The 15,248-nt window shown below is 60.9% G+C and carries 16 protein-coding genes; 4 read left to right on the top strand and 12 right to left on the bottom strand.

Annotation, left to right across the window (positions count from 1 at the left end; translation table 11 throughout):
• Positions 1-25: 25 nt before the first annotated feature.
• The 4 genes from EX00_RS10125 to EX00_RS10110 all read right to left on the bottom strand — a co-directional run bounded on the left by EX00_RS10125 (position 26) and on the right by EX00_RS10110 (position 3,641).
• Positions 26-550: a hypothetical protein gene (locus tag EX00_RS10125; protein WP_047456738.1), complete on the bottom strand. Its 525-nt coding sequence runs from the start codon at positions 548-550 to the stop codon at positions 26-28.
• A gap of 113 nt (positions 551-663) precedes the next feature.
• Positions 664-1,170, bottom strand: a complete 507-nt coding sequence (locus tag EX00_RS10120; protein ID WP_047456737.1) for a MarR family winged helix-turn-helix transcriptional regulator — start codon at positions 1,168-1,170, stop codon at positions 664-666.
• A gap of 26 nt (positions 1,171-1,196) precedes the next feature.
• The gene (locus EX00_RS10115; RefSeq protein WP_047456736.1) at positions 1,197-2,786 is read right to left on the bottom strand and encodes a phytoene desaturase family protein; all 1,590 of its coding nucleotides are present in this window, start codon (positions 2,784-2,786) and stop codon (positions 1,197-1,199) included.
• A gap of 72 nt (positions 2,787-2,858) precedes the next feature.
• Positions 2,859-3,641, bottom strand: coding sequence for a cyclase family protein (locus EX00_RS10110; protein ID WP_047456735.1), 783 nt, complete (start codon positions 3,639-3,641; stop codon positions 2,859-2,861).
• Positions 3,642-4,038: 397 nt separating this feature from the next.
• On the opposite strand from EX00_RS10110, the gene EX00_RS10105 reads away from it, so the two are divergent.
• Both EX00_RS10105 and EX00_RS10100 read left to right on the top strand, forming a co-directional pair.
• On the top strand, positions 4,039-5,607 hold the full coding sequence (locus EX00_RS10105) for a phytoene desaturase family protein (protein WP_047456733.1): 1,569 nt from the start codon (positions 4,039-4,041) through the stop codon (positions 5,605-5,607).
• Positions 5,608-5,705: 98 nt separating this feature from the next.
• A complete protein-coding gene (locus tag EX00_RS10100) occupies positions 5,706-6,221 on the top strand; it encodes a MarR family winged helix-turn-helix transcriptional regulator (protein WP_047456732.1) in 516 nt (171 codons plus the stop codon).
• A 69-nt stretch (positions 6,222-6,290) separates the two neighbouring features.
• Here the strand turns inward: EX00_RS10100 and EX00_RS10095 are convergent, their stop codons facing one another.
• The 7 genes from EX00_RS10095 to EX00_RS10065 all read right to left on the bottom strand — a co-directional run bounded on the left by EX00_RS10095 (position 6,291) and on the right by EX00_RS10065 (position 13,408).
• Entirely contained in the window at positions 6,291-6,965 is a 675-nt protein-coding gene (locus EX00_RS10095; protein ID WP_047456731.1) for an amino acid ABC transporter permease, read from the bottom strand.
• Between the two features lie 98 nt (positions 6,966-7,063).
• Positions 7,064-7,861, bottom strand: coding sequence for an ABC transporter substrate-binding protein (locus tag EX00_RS10090; protein WP_047456730.1), 798 nt, complete (start codon positions 7,859-7,861; stop codon positions 7,064-7,066).
• A gap of 79 nt (positions 7,862-7,940) precedes the next feature.
• Positions 7,941-9,149 carry a pyridoxal phosphate-dependent aminotransferase gene (locus EX00_RS10085; RefSeq protein WP_047456729.1) on the bottom strand — a complete coding sequence of 403 codons (1,209 nt, stop codon included), beginning with the start codon at positions 9,147-9,149 and terminating at the stop codon, positions 7,941-7,943.
• A gap of 196 nt (positions 9,150-9,345) precedes the next feature.
• Positions 9,346-10,122, bottom strand: a complete 777-nt coding sequence (locus EX00_RS10080) for an HpcH/HpaI aldolase family protein (RefSeq protein ID WP_047456728.1) — start codon at positions 10,120-10,122, stop codon at positions 9,346-9,348.
• 181 nt (positions 10,123-10,303) lie between these two features.
• A complete protein-coding gene (locus tag EX00_RS10075) occupies positions 10,304-11,584 on the bottom strand; it encodes a cysteine desulfurase-like protein (protein ID WP_047456727.1) in 1,281 nt (426 codons plus the stop codon).
• A gap of 102 nt (positions 11,585-11,686) precedes the next feature.
• Positions 11,687-12,415, bottom strand: a complete 729-nt coding sequence (locus EX00_RS10070) for a GntR family transcriptional regulator (RefSeq protein WP_047457678.1) — start codon at positions 12,413-12,415, stop codon at positions 11,687-11,689.
• 66 nt (positions 12,416-12,481) lie between these two features.
• Positions 12,482-13,408: a DMT family transporter gene (locus EX00_RS10065; protein WP_234708997.1), complete on the bottom strand. Its 927-nt coding sequence runs from the start codon at positions 13,406-13,408 to the stop codon at positions 12,482-12,484.
• A gap of 158 nt (positions 13,409-13,566) precedes the next feature.
• Here EX00_RS10065 and EX00_RS10060 point away from each other — a divergent pair, with 158 nt between their 5' ends.
• Together EX00_RS10060 and EX00_RS31970 are read left to right on the top strand one after the other, a co-directional pair.
• Positions 13,567-14,226, top strand: coding sequence for an AraC family ligand binding domain-containing protein (locus EX00_RS10060; protein ID WP_234708996.1), 660 nt, complete (start codon positions 13,567-13,569; stop codon positions 14,224-14,226).
• Complete coding sequence (locus EX00_RS31970) at positions 14,187-14,342, top strand: helix-turn-helix domain-containing protein (RefSeq protein ID WP_234708995.1); 156 nt, start codon at positions 14,187-14,189, stop codon at positions 14,340-14,342. The genes EX00_RS10060 and EX00_RS31970 overlap by 40 nt, the downstream gene beginning before the upstream one ends.
• Before the next feature lie 5 nt (positions 14,343-14,347).
• On the opposite strand, the gene EX00_RS10055 is transcribed toward EX00_RS31970, so the two are convergent.
• Entirely contained in the window at positions 14,348-15,232 is an 885-nt protein-coding gene (locus EX00_RS10055; RefSeq protein ID WP_047456725.1) for a sigma-70 family RNA polymerase sigma factor, read from the bottom strand.
• Between the last annotated feature and the right edge of the window lie 16 nt (positions 15,233-15,248).

Raw genomic sequence — 15,248 nt, 5'->3', positions numbered from 1 at the left:
CGAACGCATACAATAGCGTATCCTACTATATATCAACCGACCAAACCTGAATTCCGTCGCGTTCGAACCGCGTGTGACGTGTGTTGCCAGGAAAATTTGGCGACATGAAGAATATATAACGATAGGTCTCATGGTGCTGCTCAAGCTTTTTTAGATCCTGAGCTAGTTTATTGTTGTTGTGTGGCGAAACCGCTGCAAAGGTTTCCGCGCCTACCAGGCCGTCAATTTCGCTCATAATATCAAGGGGAAGAGACGCATGCGCGCCCGGCGCTAGCTTAAACCCGCCAGCTTCAGGATGTAGTAACAAAAGCTGACGAACCGCTGCAATAGCCACAGCATAGGTCCAAGTCTGATTAATCTGCTCAATCAAATTTAAAGCGCGTTTCTCAACAGGATGAAACCCAATGGGCTCGAATTTCATTCGTTTCAGCATGTCTAAAGGGTCACCTGCTTGTGCAGAAATCCAAGCGTGGGCCTGAGCAGCAGACCTACTTATTGTCGTCATCAGCTGGTCGGCATCATCAATGGTCCGTATCGTTAGGTGGCCCATAATTTCGACTTATCCTTTTCCTCAGCCGTACTTTGATGGAACAGGAAGCGGCCGGCCGGTTTTCTATCTTTCGAAACCTTTCATCCTGAAAGATTGCAGATTTCACTTTTGCTTCAAATCTCATGCTTCCTGATATTATGCAGCACCCTATGCAGCGTCGCGATGAAGGCGCGGTATTCGGCTTCTTCCACGCCGTCGAACATCTGCAGGAATAGGTCGTACATGGTCGGCCAGACCTTCTCGAAAGCGGCGCGGCCGTCTTCGGTGATGGAGACGTCGCGGATGCGCATGTCTTCGGCGCGGGGCTGGCGGCGGATGAAGCCCTGTTGTTCCAGCGAGTCCAGGGTTCGGCTCATCGTCGATTGCTCGGTGACGGCAAAGATGGAGAGCTCGTTGATGGTGACCGAGGAGGAGACGCTGAGGACGGCGAGTGCGCGCATCTTTGCGGTCGTCATGTCATATTCGCGCAGTTCCTCCGACATGTTGATGTTCCAGCGGGCCATCAGCCGGTTCATCAGATAGGGAGCGAAGTGGTTGAGCCCGATTTCGCCCATGGTCGGACGCTTCTCCGCGCCATCATGGTTATGCCGCAAAACGGCGCCTGAAAACCGTTCCTCCATGAACGATATCTCCTCGTGGGATCTTGCTATTTCAATGATGCTGCGAGCAGGAAACCCGAGCCGCCGCCGAGGCCCGCTCCTGGATGTGTCGAAGCACCGATGTGGTATAGCCCTGCTACATGAGTGCGGTGGTTAACAGAGGACTTGAAGGGGCGCCAGAGGAAAAACTGGTCTATGCCGCTGTAGCCGCCATAGGGATCACCGCCGACGAGATTGATGTTCATGGCTTCGAGATCAGCCGGGGAATAAGCGCGCCGGGCAAGCTTGATACTGGCGAAATTCTCGATGTGGCTGGCGAGCAGCGTTTCGACGCGGTCGGCATAGCGCTCGCGTACTTCTTCCGTCCAGCGGCCATCGGCAGGCGTCGCGATCTCGCCGGCGGCATCGCCCTTGATGTGACGCGGTGCTTCGGGAAGTTGCAGCCAGAGGATCGATCTGCCCTCCGGCGCGCGGCTGGGGTCGAAGGAGACGGGCTGGCCGACGCAGACACTCGGCTCGGCCGGCAGCAGCCCGCGTTCGCATTCATTGGCGGCGCGCGATACGCCGTCGAGGCCGGGGGTCAGGTGCAGCAGCGCCACCTTGCCGAGGTCCGTACCGGCTTTCCAGCGCGGTGGTTCGGACAGGGCGTAGTGGATCTGCATGTTGCCCTTGCCATAGCGATAGCTGGCAACGCCGGACTTGATCTCAGCGGGAAGTGGCGTCGGCCAGTCTTTCATCAGCCGTTCGTAGAGCTGGTTCGGCGTCACCGAGCAGATGACGCCGGCATTGGCCTTCAGCGTTTCGCCGCTCGCAAGCCTGACGCCACCGGCCCGGCCGCCGGGACCGGAGATGACGCTTTCGACATCGGTGCCGGTGCGGATTTCGCCGCCATTGTCCGTAATTAGCCGCTCGAAGGCCGTCAGCAGCGTGCCCGTTCCGCCTTTGACGACGGGCGCGCCGGCAAGCTCTATGGCGAAACCGATGACCTTCAGCATTTCGGCAGAATAGGCGCTTTCCGGCCCGAGGCCGCAATGCAGCACCCAGGGCGCCCAGAGCGCATGGATGTCTTCGGATCGATAGGTGGTTTCGAGATAGCCGCGCGCCGGTGTCAGGGCCTCGCCGAACCAGGCGGCAAGATTGCGCAGGCCGCGGTTCCAGCCTTGCTTGGCGATCATCTTCAAGGTCGGGCGCGACCATAGCGCGCCGCCGAGCAGCGAAAACAGGAAGGGCGCGTCGGCGGCCAGCGCATCCATCTCACGCGAAAAGGTCTGGCCGTCGCCGGGCGACAGCGCATCGAAGGTGGCAATATTGCGCTGCCGGTCCTTGGAGAGAATGACATGTGAACCATCCGGCCTCAGCACACCGGTCGGAAGCTCGGCATGGCAGAATTCGAGACCGCGTGCCTCCAGATCCTTGCCGATGGCGCCATAGGCGGGCGAGGTCAGGAACAGAACCAGCGTCGTCGCCATGACGTCATGGATGAAGCCCGGCTCGGTGATTTCCTCGCTGCGCAGGCAACCGCCGATGCGGTCGTTGCGCTCGAGGACGAGCACCTTGCGGCCCTTCTTGCCGAGCATGGCGGCCGCAACCAGTGCGTTGATGCCGCTGCCGACGATAATGTAATCATGGTCGCCCATGCCGCCCCGCTGGCAAAGAGAAATCCCGAAGAAAGGGGTGGAAGCGCCGCCACGCTTCGACCCCTCAGCCTATCATGCAATGAGTGCCAGTGCGCGCACCGGAGAGCCGGTACCCTTGACGAATTTCAGCGGTGCTGCGATCAGCACGGCGCCCTTGGCCGGAAGCTGGTCGAGGTTGGACAGGCTGGCGAGGCCGTAGCGATTGTTCTTGTGCATCAAGTTATGGGCCGGGAAGGGAGGGTTCATGCCGCCGGCGGAACCGGCGTCGGTGCCGATCGTTTCCGAACCCCAGCCGATGATGCCCCTGGTCAGCAGATATTCGATGGCTTCGGCGGTCGGGCCTGGCGAATGCGGGCCGGTTTCATCGGCGTTCAGGAAAGTTTCGGTCGAGCCGTTGCGCTTGTACCAGTCGGTACGCAGCACTACCCAGGTGCCGGCTTCGATTGCGCCGTGCTCGGCTTCCCATTCCTTGATGCTGTCGACGGTCAGCAGATAGTCCGGATTGGCGGCGGCTTCCTTCGAGCGGTCGATGACGTTGACCGGGGCGACGAAGTTCTGCGGCGGGATGGTGTCGGTCGTATTGTTCGGGTTGTCCTTGCCGGTGACCCAGTGGCTGGGCGCGTCAAAATGCGTGCCGGTGTGTTCGCCGAGTTCCAGCCAGTTCCAGGCCCAGAAGGGGCCATCCTGGTTATATTCCGAAATCGTGTGCACCTTGACAGACGGCGTGTTCTTGCCGAATTGTGGCGGCAGGTAGAGCACCGGCGTTTCCGGGCCGAGCGGCGCGGTCAGGTCGACGACCTTGATGGCACCCGAGACGAGCGCCGAGGCCAGGCTGGCAAGCGTATTGACGGTCATGTTGCGTTCCCCTTGATTTGGCATGATCCTCCATGCGGGACCGCTTCGCGGACCTTCATCTCAGGACCAGCTTTGAAAGCCCTTGCCGCCAGGCGCGTGACGCATTTCCTCAAATCGCGAAGCCGTGCGGCGGCAGCAGGATGGGGCGAGCCTAGTTTACAATATATGATAATGCAAGCATTTCGCCGGGGTGTCGAGGGCAAAAACCGGATGGATCTTTGAGACTTTGCAACCAATCCAAACGCTGGAAAGTAAACGCTATTTTCACTACATTTACTGGAATGTTCGACATTTGGTTGTGGTCGGTCTCCGTGATTTCCGATTTCTGGTACTTGAAGCCTAAAACTTAAAATGTATGCATGTGATGATAATAATCACGGCATAAGAGGGGCGATCGATGAACTATGATGCGATCATTGTGGGTGCCGGTCACAATGGCCTGGCGGCGGCGGTGCATCTGGCGGCCAAGGGCTGGAAAGTCGCCGTCATCGAAGGCAATGCCGAGCCGGGCGGTGCGGTGAAAACCCGCGACGTGACGCTGCCGGGTTTCCGTCATGATCTCTGTGCCATGAACCTCTCGATGTTCGCCGGCTCCGCCTTTTTCGCACAGTACAAAAGCGAGTTGACCGCCGAGGGCATCGGTTTCGTACCGGCGGCCGATTGCTTTGCCAGCGTCTTTCGCGACGGTACCTATCTCGGCGTCAGCACCGATCTGGAAAAGACCACGGGCGCGATCGCCGATATCTCGCCAAAGGACGCCGCCGCATGGCGGGCCATGCTGTCCGAATTCGGTTCGGACGCGCCGCATATTTTCGGCCTGCTTGGCGCACCGATGCCGTCGGCGAAGACAGCCAAGGTGATCTGGAAGGCCTGGCGGGAGAAGGGGACCAGCTGGCTTTACGACACCGCGCGCATGCTGTTTGCCTCGCCGCGCGATTTTCTCGATGCGCGGTTTGAGAGTGCCAAGCTTAAGACGATGATGGCGGCTTGGGGGCTGCATCTCGATTTCGCCCCCGATGTCGCCGGCGGCGCGCTGTTTTCCTATCTGGAATCCATGGCCAATCAGGCTTTCGGCATGGTGATCGGCAAGGGTGGCGCCGATACAATCGTGAACGCGATGGCGGGTGTGCTCAAGGCCAAGGGCGGTGAGCTGATGCTCGGCACGCGGGTCGACAAGATCATCACTTCCGGGGGCAAGGCGACCGGCGTGGTCCTCGCCGACGGACGCCGTTACGAGGCCAAGCGTGCCGTCATCGCCAATGTCCATCCGCAGATCCTGTTCGGAAAGCTGCTCGACCAGGAGGCGTCGCGTCAGGAGTTCGACCGCAAAGTCGCCAAGTTCCGCGCCGGTCCGGGGACGATGATGATCCATCTGGCGCTCTCCGATCTACCGGACTGGACAGCAGGCGAGGCGCTCAAGTCCTTCGCCTATGTCCATATCGCACCGGATCTCGAAATGATGTCGCGCGTCTATGCCGAAGCGATGGGTGGGTTCCTGCCGGCCGAGCCGGTTTTGGTGGTCGGTCAGCCAACGGCGATCGATCCGTCACGCGCGCCGGATGGGCGGCATGTGCTCTGGATACAGGTGCGCGTTCTGCCGGCGGAATTCAGCGGCGATGCGGCGGGTGAGATTGGCGGGCGGAGTTGGGACGAGGTAAAGGAGGCTTATGCCGAGCGCGTGCTCGACATCATCGAACGCTATGCGCCTGGCCTGCGCGGCAAAATATTGGCACAAGCGGTGTTTTCGCCCGTCGATATCGAGCGGGAGAACCCGAACCTGATCGGCGGTGACAATCTTTCCGGCAGCCACCATCTCGACCAGAATTTTCTATTTCGCCCGGTCGCCGGTTATTCGCGCTACAAGACGCCGGTCGGTTCGCTCTATATGTGCGGGGCTTCCACCTGGCCGGGTGCGGGGACGGGTGCCGGCTCCGGTTTCATGCTGGGGAAAATGCTGGCGAAGTGACCGTCTTCGGGCTTGACGCGTAAACCTTTGACATTTGAAATATTGCTCCGTAGACCGTTCATATATGAAATAGCAACGTGGCGATCTGAGCTTAAACCATGGCAGAATCCGAGAGCGGAACCGTCGATCTGGAAATTATCGTCCGGGGCACCCAGGAGGGCAAGAAACAGGAGCTGCGGCTCTGGCTGCGGATGCTATCGACCACCAAGCTGATATCACAGGAAATCCGACGGCGCCTGCGCAACGAGTTCGGCGCAACGCTGCCGCAATTCGACCTGATGGCGCAGCTCTATCGCGAGCATGATGGCCTGCGGCTCGGCGAGCTTTCCAAGCGCACGATGGTCACCAACGGCAATGTCACGGGACTTGTGGAGCGGCTGGAAACGGACGGTCTGGTGCTGCGCGAGACACCCGACGGTGACCGGCGTGTCACGGTCGCCAAGCTGACGAAGAAGGGCGACGAGATTTTCGCTGCAATGGCTGCCGCCCATGAGGGCTGGCTGCGCGACCTGATGGCCGATGTCGACCCGACAATCATCGCCGAACTCTGGAAGGATATCGGCGAGGTCAAATCGTCGGTCAACAATCACCTCTCGGGTGCGGCTTTCGATTGATGGCGGTGCCTAGAGCAATTCCAGGAAAAGTGCGCCGCGGTTTTCCGTCCGGAATTGCGTAAAAACACTCTATCGCGCCTGCTCGCTCTTGAACCTTTTTTCGAGCACGCTCACGAGCCGCACCATCGGCCAGAGCAGGATGATGTAGATTAGCGCCGCCATGATCAGCGGCGAGGGGTTGGCATAGAAGCCTTGCGCATTCTGGCCCTCCTTCAGCAACTCCGGCAATGCCACGGTCGAGGCGAGCGACGTGTCCTTGAACATCGAGACGCAGTTGCTGGTGGTCGGCGGAATGACGATGCGGATCGCTTGTGGCAGCACCACCTTGTAGAGCGTGATCAGGAAGGGAATACCGAGCGCGGCGGCGGCCTCGAACTGACCGCGCGGCACGCTTTCGATGCCTGAGCGGAAGACTTCGGCCGAGTAGGCGGCGAGCACGATCGAGAAGCCCAGGATCGCCGACCACCAGGCGGAAAAGCTGATGCCGACAAAAGGCAGGGCGTAGTAGATCAGGATCAGCACCACCAGCATCGGCATGGCGCGCATGATGTCGATATAGCCGACCATCAACAGGCGGATCGGCTTGGGCGCGTAGAGACGGATCAGGCTGACGATGAGACCGGCCGAAACGCCGATGACGATGCTGACCACGCCAAGCGCGATCGTCATCCAGAGGCCGCGCAGCAATTGCGGGAAAGCCGAAATCATGACGTCGGAATTGAAGAAGGTATCGACGAACGACATTGGCACTCCCATCAGGCGGAACAAAGTGAAGGTCTATCCAAAATGACGCCGGCCGAGTGGGGCCGGCGTAAGTGCTCGCGTAGAATATGATCTTTTGATCACGCCTTGGGTATAGGCATTTCGGTGACGGTGGAGGAGCCGGCGGGAGCCTTGCTGCCGAACCACTTCTCGTGGATTTTTTCCAGCGTGCCGTCTTTCTTCATGGCGGTGATGGCATCATTGATCTTGCCGACCAGCGGCGAGTCCCTGGTCATCATCAGGCCGTATTGTTCGCCTGTCTTGATGCGGTCCTTGATGGCAAAGCCCTTGGTCTTGACGAAGAGATATTGCATGCCGGGAACGTCGCTGACGACCGCATCGATGCGGCCGGCGCCGAGATCGAGGAATACATCCTGCTGGGCATTGTAGCCCTTGACGTCGGCGAAGCCGTCGGCGGCCTTGTTGTCGTTGGCCCACTTCTCGCCAGTCGAGCCGGAGAGGACGCCGATGGTCTTGCCCTTGAGATCGGCAAGGCTCTTGATCGGGCTACCATCCTTGGTGGCGATGCCCATGTCGGAATCGTAATAGGGCTGAGTGAAGGATTGCGACTTCAGGCGCTCCGGCGTGATGGTGATCGAGGAGATCGCCACGTCGATGCGCTTGGAACTGGTGGCGGCGAACAGGGCCTGGAAGCCATAGTCGGCGATATTGGTCGTCATGCCGGCGCGCTTGGCGGCTTCATTGACGATATCGACCTCGAAGCCTTCGAAGGTGCCGTTCGCGGTCTTGTATTCGAAGGGTGGGTTGTTCGGGTAGGAGCCGACATTCAGCACATCGGCGGCGTAGGCGAAGTGGCTGCCACCGGCCATGCCGGCGATGGTCGCAAGGACCAGTAGATTGCGGCGGGTAAGCTTCATTTCATTGTTCTCCCTCTGGTTATGGCCACGGACGCGTTCTGTTCGTGGGTATTGCCGGGCCAGCCTATCCGGCAGGCCGTCACGTCATGGCATCGACCATGCGATCGAGTGCAATCCGCATCTGCTCGGTGTCGCGGAAGGTGCACATGCGCAGGAATGGACGCGACGCTTCCCCAAAATGATAGCCGGGCGCCAGGCCGACACGCGCGGTTTCGAGAATGCGCTCGCAGACCGCCGTGGCATCGGCTTCGCCTTGCAGGGCGAAGAAGGCATACATGCCGCCGCGCGGCTTTTCCGGCAGGATGACGCCAGGGATTTGCGGCAGCTTTTCATAGGCAAGATCGAGGCCCGCCTTGATTCTGGCGCGGATTTCGGCCACCAGCGGCTCGCCCTCACGGATGGCGGCGGCGGCACCTGCCTGGATCATCGCCGATGTGCCGCTGTTGACATATTGGGTCATCGCGCCGAGCTGATCGGCGATAGCGGAGGGGTGTGTCAGCCAGCCGACGCGCCAGCCGGTCATCGCCCAGGCCTTGGAGAAACTGTTGATCGCAATCACCCGGTCACCGTCTTCTGCCACCTGCAAGATCGATGGCGCGATCTCGCCGTCGAAATAGAGACGGGCATAGACCTCGTCGGAGATAATCCAGATGCCGGTGCGACGGGAGAAGTCGAGCAGCGCCTGCATTTCCTCGCGCGTTGCCGTCCAGCCGGTTGGATTGGCTGGCGTCGACAGGAAGATGGCGCGAGTGCGGGCGTCGCAGCGGGCGAAGAGCTTGTCGAGATCAAGGCGCCAGTCGGTGTCGAAATCGAGCGAAACGGCGCGCGGCTCGCCGCCGATCAGATGGATGGCGTTATGGATGTTCGGCCATTGCGGCGCGACATAAACGACATTGGTGCCAACATCGACCAGCAGCTCCAGCGCCATATAGAGCGCCTGCATGCCGCCGGGCGCGACGGTGGTCCGTTCGATCGGGATCGGGCGGCCATGCCAGTGCGATTGATAGTCGGATAGCGCCTCGTTCAGCGCGGGGAGGCCACGCATGTTCGGAACATAGAAGGTCTGGCCATCGTCGAGCGCCTTCTTGGCGGCGTCGCGAATGAAGGCTGGTGTCACTAGGTCACCTTCGCCGAACCATAGCGGGATGACGCCGCCGAGCTCGCGGGCGCGCTTGGCAAGCACGGCGATATTGTCGGTGCGCAGATCACGGATCTGGGCGCGAATGCCTTCGAAGGCGTTTCGGTTGAGTGTCGTCTCGGACAGACTGTTCGGCGGTAGAAGAGACAAGAAACTTCCCCTGGAAAGCTGGTATCGAAAAGGCCGGCGTATTGCGGGCGGCGGTGTCTGGAACACCCTCCATTTTGAGATCGTTATCCAAAACGGAATGCATTTCAAGAAGAAAGTTTTAAGCTTAAAAAGTCTAGTTTTTCAGTCGATTACGGCGCGATTATCCACCATCTTAAAGAACTGAAATTGTTGCGTTTTATACGCCTTTCGACGAACCGTTGCGTGCGCGCGCTTCAGCGGCGCCCGTAGCCAGACTGGCGCCCAGAAACATTGTATCGCTGGCAAGCAGGAAGAAGCTGATGCCGGCCTTCGACCAGGTGCCGATATCGTCCGGCGAAGGCCGAAAAATGCCGACCGTTTTACCGGCTGTAAGGGCAGTCTTCGCAATGGTTTCGATGGCGGCATCGAGCCTGTCTTTTCCGGCTGGCCCCATGGCATTGATCGAGACCGAGAGGTCGCCGGGACCGATGAAAATGACGTCGATGCCGTCGACTGCGGCAATGTCTGCAATATTGGCGAGGCCCTCCGCCGTCTCGACCTGGACGGCGAGCACCAGCTCGGCATTGGCCTTGGCGAGATAATCCGGAATGCGATAACCGTAAGCCGCTGCCCGGCCGGGGCCGACCCCGCGCTCACCGATCGGTGGATAGCGCGTTGCCAGAACGGCGGCTTTCGCCTGTGCCACTGTCGATACGCGCGGCACCAGCACGCCGGCGGCACCGGCATCCAGCACGGACGCGATCGATTCCGGCGCATGGCCGGGAACGCGCACCATGGCGGGGACGCGATGGACGTCGGCGGCGCGGATCAGATCCTCGATTCGCTCGCGGCTGATCTGCGAGTGCTCCCAGTCGATACAGAGAAAATCGACGCCGGAGGCGGCAATGACTTCGATGGCGACGGGATGCGGAATGGCGGCGAAGGTGCCGATGAGCAAGGTCTTGTCGATGCAGGTCTTGCGGAAATTGCTCATTGTTTTCCTCGCGCTCCAACAGTCGGTGAGAGAGGGATAGACCGAAAAAACAAAGCTGCGAAGCGGCAATCTGTTTTAGGTTTAAAATATCTTGCTGGCCATCAAGCCGCCGGGCAGGATTGGGGAGGGGAGGCATTGCGGTGGCGGAGTTGTTCGGGCGCCGCCACCGCTCACACGCGGCTTATGTGTGCCGCGCCATGACCTCGGTAAGAACCTTTTCGAAGCGGGCGATTTCTTCGATCTTGTTGTAGTGTACCAGAGAAACGCGAATTGCGCCTGTTTCCATCGAAAGACCGAGACGTTTCATCAGGCGCGGAGCGAACATGTGGCCATCGCGCAGGCCGATGCCTGCTTCGCCCATCTCGGCGGCGAACTGCTGCGGCGTGATGTCTGGCATGTTGAAGCAGATGGTCGGCACGCGCTGTTCGAGGCGGGTATCGTCGGAAATGCCATAGATGATGGCGCCGTGGCGCTTCAGGACGGCGATCATTTCACGAGACAGCGTCAGTTCGTAATCGCGGATCGCGCCCATGGCGGCGGCAAGCGCTTGGCGGCGGGTGTGAGTGCCCGTCGGCAGGAAGCGGTGGCCGAGATCTTCCAGGTAGTGGATGGCGGCATTCATGCCGGCGACGTTCTCATAGGTGAAGGTGCCGACCTCGATCTTGTAGGGCGGCACGTCCGGGATGAAGTCTTCCTTGAAGGTCGGCAGCTTGACGAGCGCATCATAGCGGCCCCAGAGGAAGCCCATATGCGGCGAGAAATTCTTGTAGCCGGAGCAGACGAGATAGTCGCAATCCCACGCCTGCACGTCGATCAGGCCATGCGGGCCGTAATGGACACAATCGAGGAAGACTTCGGCGCCGGCTGCATGCGCCAGCCGACCGACGGTGGCGACATCGACGATCGTGCCGATGGAGTGGGCGGTCACCGTGCAGGCGACGAGGCGGGTCTTGTCGTTCAGGAGCGGCTTCAGATCTTCGGTGTGCAGCGTGCCGTCTTCGCGCATGCGCCACCAGACGATCCTGGCGCCATCGGCTTCCAGCGCCAGCCAGGTGGCGATGTTGGCGTCATGGTCCATGTCGGTAATGACGATTTCGTTGCGCTCGCTGAGCAGCTTGGCGATGCCGAGGCTCACCAGCCGGATGAAGGAGGTGGCGTTCAGGCCAAAGGAGATTTCTTCCGGTCGGTAAGCGTTGACCAACATGGCGACGCTTTCGCGCGCCTCGTCCAAATTGCGGTCGACACCCTGGCTGTGCTGGTATTTTGCCATGCGCTGAACGTTGAAGTCGATCAGGTGATTGGCGACGGCATCGACTACCGCTTGAGGCACCTGCGCGCCGCCGGCATTGTCGAGAAACACGAAATCGCCAGCCTTGCGGATGGCTGGAAACATGGCGCGGATTTCATCGACCGGGAAGCTGTTATGGCCGGAGAAATTCGATGCGGAAGGGGAGGCGCTCATCATGGTCTCGCTGAAAACGACGGGTTCGACGTCAAGATGTGATCATTTGATCACAAAATATTTGAAGGCTCAACTAAATTCGCACCGTTCCGTTTCGGAGTCTCAGCGCCGCAACGCCGAGGTGGGTTTCTTGGTGCGCGGTTCGTCCTGTGTTGCTGGGCAATAGTCGCGCAGGATCTCGTGGGTGCGACGGATATCGTCGATGACGCCGTCACGGGCGCGGGCGAAATCTCCGGCCTTCACTGCTTCGATGATCGGGACATGCGGTGCGGCAGGGTCAATCTCGCCGGTCCGCATCAGCGGTTCGACCGAGGCCGAAAGCATACGCATATAGGGGCCGAAGCGCAGCCACAGCGTCTCGATCAGTTGCAACAGCACTTCGGAACCGGAGGCGCGGTAGATAGTGAAATGGAACTGCTGGTTTCGCACCATGAGATCGTAGACATTGCTGCCAAGGCCGATGGCGTGCTGTTCGGCGGCAATGCGTTCAAGGGTCGCGATGTCGGTGGCGGTCAATCTGGGAATGCCGAGTTCAGCGGCCAGTCCCTCGACGGCGATGCGGGCGCGGCAGAGATCGTCAAGGCGGGCAAGCGTGACGATCGGGATGCGGGCCGAACCGTTTGGCGCGACGTCCAGCGCATTTTCCGCCGCCAGCCTGCGCAGCGCTTCGCGCACCGGCATATTGCTGGTGCCGAAGGTCTCGGCGAGGGAGGCGATGGTCAGCGTCTGGCCGGGATCGAAATTGCCGGCCATCAGCGCGTTGCGCAATTGCTGGTAGACACCCTCCTGGATGGTCGTTCTCGAAGACACCGGTTCCAGGGCTATGTGCACGCTCGTTTCCCTCATGCTTGGGCGATTCCAGTCATGCCGGATATCGTAGAGCGAAGGGCGGCGGTGTCAAACCTCCTCGGTTTCCCAAGCCGCCTGATCGGCGCCGGACACCTCTTCGCCCTTGGCGACCTTTGTCTGGCGAAGGCCGATGCCGACACCGATGAGGGCAAGTGCGCCGCCGATGGCGTGATAGGCGTGTAGTTGTTCCCCGAGGACGGCCCAGGCAAGCGCCGCGACGACGATCGGCAGGAGATTGATGAGCAGCGAGGTTCGTGCGGCACCGAGTTTCTGGATGCCGATCATCCAGCACAATGGCGCCAGCAGCGATGTCGGAATCGCCGCATAGAGGATCAACGGGAGGTTGGTTGCGGTGATCGGCGAGATATCGCCCATCAGGAAAACCGGGATCAGCAGAATGGTCGAAAAGCCGATCTGCCAGAAAAGCTGTTGCCATATGGGAAGCGGCATCGCCCAGCGCTTCAGCATCACGCCATAGAGCGAGTTGGACAGCACCGCGACGATCATCAGCCCGTCGCCGATATGGAAGTCGCCGCTTAGTAGGGTCGCGGGGTGGCCCTGCGAAGTCAGGTAGATCAGGCCGATCAGGGAGATGACCCCGCCCGCAAGGCTAGTCGCCGTCAGTCTTTCGCCGGCCAGCACCCCGGCCAGCAATGTCGATAGCAGCGGCATCAGTGCCACGATCACACCCATGTTGACTGCCGAGGTAGTCTTGGCCGCCTCATAGGCAAGGCTCTGGTAGATCACCATGCCGAGTGCGCCGAGGGTGGCGATCTTCAGCCAATATCGACCGAGTAGCGCGCGGTTCCGCCATGCGGCCGGGCCAACGAAAGGCAGCAGGATGAGGAAGGCCAGCAGCCAGCGATAGAAAGAGATCGAGCCGGGCGAAATGACGCCGGCCGCCGCCTTGGTGACGACGGTATTGCCGGACCAGATAAGGACGGTGAGCAGGGGCGCCAGCGCCGCGCTCGTCATGATGGCGGCAGTGTCGTTGGCGGGAGAGGTCGGCTTGTTGCTTATGGCGTCCTCCTGCCGGATGGTCGGCCGGGTCGGGGTTCTGTCGATGTTGCTTTTACTGCCTGTCCGATTTCTGGTATATAGCGAATTTCAGACACAGGTAGCGGATTGCGGACATGTCGGAGCAGAAGATGGCGACACGCGAACCACGCATTGAGGGAGATCCGCCGCGCCCGGTTTCCTTCCGCACGGAGCATTATAAAGGCGGCACAGTCTTCCCGGCGAAAAGCCAGCCGTGGGGCGAACTCAACTATGCGCTTATGGGCGTCGCCGAGTTCGTTATCGAAGGCGTGCGCTATCTGTCTCCACCCTATTATGCCATCTGGCTGCCGCCGGATACGATGCATGGCGCGTGGAACCAGCATGACCTGCATTATGTCACCGTCTATGTCGAGCGAGCGCTCTGCGCCAATCTGCCGGCCGAGCCTTCGACGCTGAGCATTAGCCCATTGCTGAAGGCGATCCTGGCGGACTTCGCCGCCCGCGATATCACGCTTCCGGAGAAGGAGGAGGATCTGCGGCTGGCGCAGGTCCTGGTCGATCAGATCCGTCTTGCCCCGCGCTGCGAAAGCTATCTGCCGCTCACCGACGACCCCCTGCTCGGTCCGGTGCTGAAGGCATTGCAGGCCGATCCCGGCGATCGCCATTCGCTGGCGGAATGGGCGCGCCGGATGGGAACGACCGAGCGGACACTCTCCCGCCGCTGCAGCGATGATCTCGGCATCTCCTTCAACGAGTGGCGCCAGCGGCGAGGCTGGTCAAGGCGCTGGCGCTGATCGAGGCCGGTGAACCGGTGCGGCGGATCGCGACGCAGCTCGGCTATGGCAGTGCCTCCGCCTTCATCGCCATGTTTCGCCGGCTGACGGGGACGAGCCCGACGCGGCTGGGGTGAGCCCTTCACGGATCGATCAGCAGCACATCGAGTTTTTGCAATTGCTCGGGATCGGCCATCGCGTTGATGCCGGTGATACTGCCGTCACCCGTCAGAGTGATGCGAAGCGCGATGCGCAATTGCCCGCCGAGGATGACGACGGCGCCGACGGCTCCGTTGATGACGGCAAGCCGGGCGCCCTGGGCGCGGCCCCGGAAGGTTTCGGCAACCGCGGATCTGCCGCGAATTTCGGCAAGCGCGCCCATCCGCGTCGCGACCGCATCGGCGCGGAAGACAACGTCGGGATCGAGAGCCGTGAGAAGGGCGGTCATGTCGCCGCTGCGTGATGCCGCGAAGAAGGCATTGACCAGATGGCGCTGACGGCTGAGGTCTGTCTCTGCCGTGGCCGGCACTCCTTGAACGCGCCGGCGGGCGCGGCTGGCGAGCTGGCGCGTGGCGATCGTGCTGCGCCCGACGATCGGGGCGATATCGTCAAAGGCCATGTCGAACATGTCATGCAGCACAAAGGCCAGCCGTTCAGCCGGCGCCAGCTTCTCCAACACGACCAGCAGCGCGAGACCGACTGAGTCGGCGAGCAAGGCATCCTGCTCCGGATCCGTGCCGTTTCCGGCCTCATGGGTGACGACAGGTTCGGGGACGCGGATGGTCAGCGGCTCCTCGCGCCGGGATTTGCGGCTGCGCAGCCAATCGAGGCAGATGCGGGCGGTGACCGTCGTCAGCCAGCCGCAGAGATTATCGATCTCGGATACATCCGAGCGACTGAGCCGCAGCCATGCCTCCTGCACCGCGTCCTCCGCCTCCGTCCGTGAGCCCAGCATGCGATAGGCAACGGCGCGCAAGTGCGGCCGGTTGGCTTCGAATTTTTCCGCCTGCCACTTTTTTTCGTCCATCGGTCACATTCCCTCA

It is taken from the genome of Martinezella rhizogenes (assembly GCF_000799715.1).
Taxonomy (GTDB): Bacteria; Pseudomonadota; Alphaproteobacteria; order Rhizobiales; family Rhizobiaceae; genus Rhizobium; species Rhizobium rhizogenes_C.
Note: the sequence above shows the minus strand (reverse complement) of the source record. Positions and strands in the feature narration are given on the sequence as shown.

Coding starts and splice junctions, on each gene's coding strand:
- EX00_RS10115 (WP_047456736.1), bottom strand. CDS start 2,786: ATGGGCGACCATGATTACATTATCGTCGGCAGCGGCATCAACGCACTG.
- EX00_RS10120 (WP_047456737.1), bottom strand. CDS start 1,170: ATGGAGGAACGGTTTTCAGGCGCCGTTTTGCGGCATAACCATGATGGC.
- EX00_RS10060 (WP_234708996.1), top strand. CDS start 13,567: ATGTCGGAGCAGAAGATGGCGACACGCGAACCACGCATTGAGGGAGAT.
- EX00_RS10075 (WP_047456727.1), bottom strand. CDS start 11,584: ATGAGCGCCTCCCCTTCCGCATCGAATTTCTCCGGCCATAACAGCTTC.
- EX00_RS10090 (WP_047456730.1), bottom strand. CDS start 7,861: ATGAAGCTTACCCGCCGCAATCTACTGGTCCTTGCGACCATCGCCGGC.
- EX00_RS10105 (WP_047456733.1), top strand. CDS start 4,039: ATGAACTATGATGCGATCATTGTGGGTGCCGGTCACAATGGCCTGGCG.
- EX00_RS10055 (WP_047456725.1), bottom strand. CDS start 15,232: ATGGACGAAAAAAAGTGGCAGGCGGAAAAATTCGAAGCCAACCGGCCG.
- EX00_RS10065 (WP_234708997.1), bottom strand. CDS start 13,408: ATGACGAGCGCGGCGCTGGCGCCCCTGCTCACCGTCCTTATCTGGTCC.
- EX00_RS10110 (WP_047456735.1), bottom strand. CDS start 3,641: ATGACCGTCAATACGCTTGCCAGCCTGGCCTCGGCGCTCGTCTCGGGT.
- EX00_RS10100 (WP_047456732.1), top strand. CDS start 5,706: ATGGCAGAATCCGAGAGCGGAACCGTCGATCTGGAAATTATCGTCCGG.
- EX00_RS10095 (WP_047456731.1), bottom strand. CDS start 6,965: ATGTCGTTCGTCGATACCTTCTTCAATTCCGACGTCATGATTTCGGCT.
- EX00_RS10125 (WP_047456738.1), bottom strand. CDS start 550: ATGGGCCACCTAACGATACGGACCATTGATGATGCCGACCAGCTGATG.
- EX00_RS10080 (WP_047456728.1), bottom strand. CDS start 10,122: ATGAGCAATTTCCGCAAGACCTGCATCGACAAGACCTTGCTCATCGGC.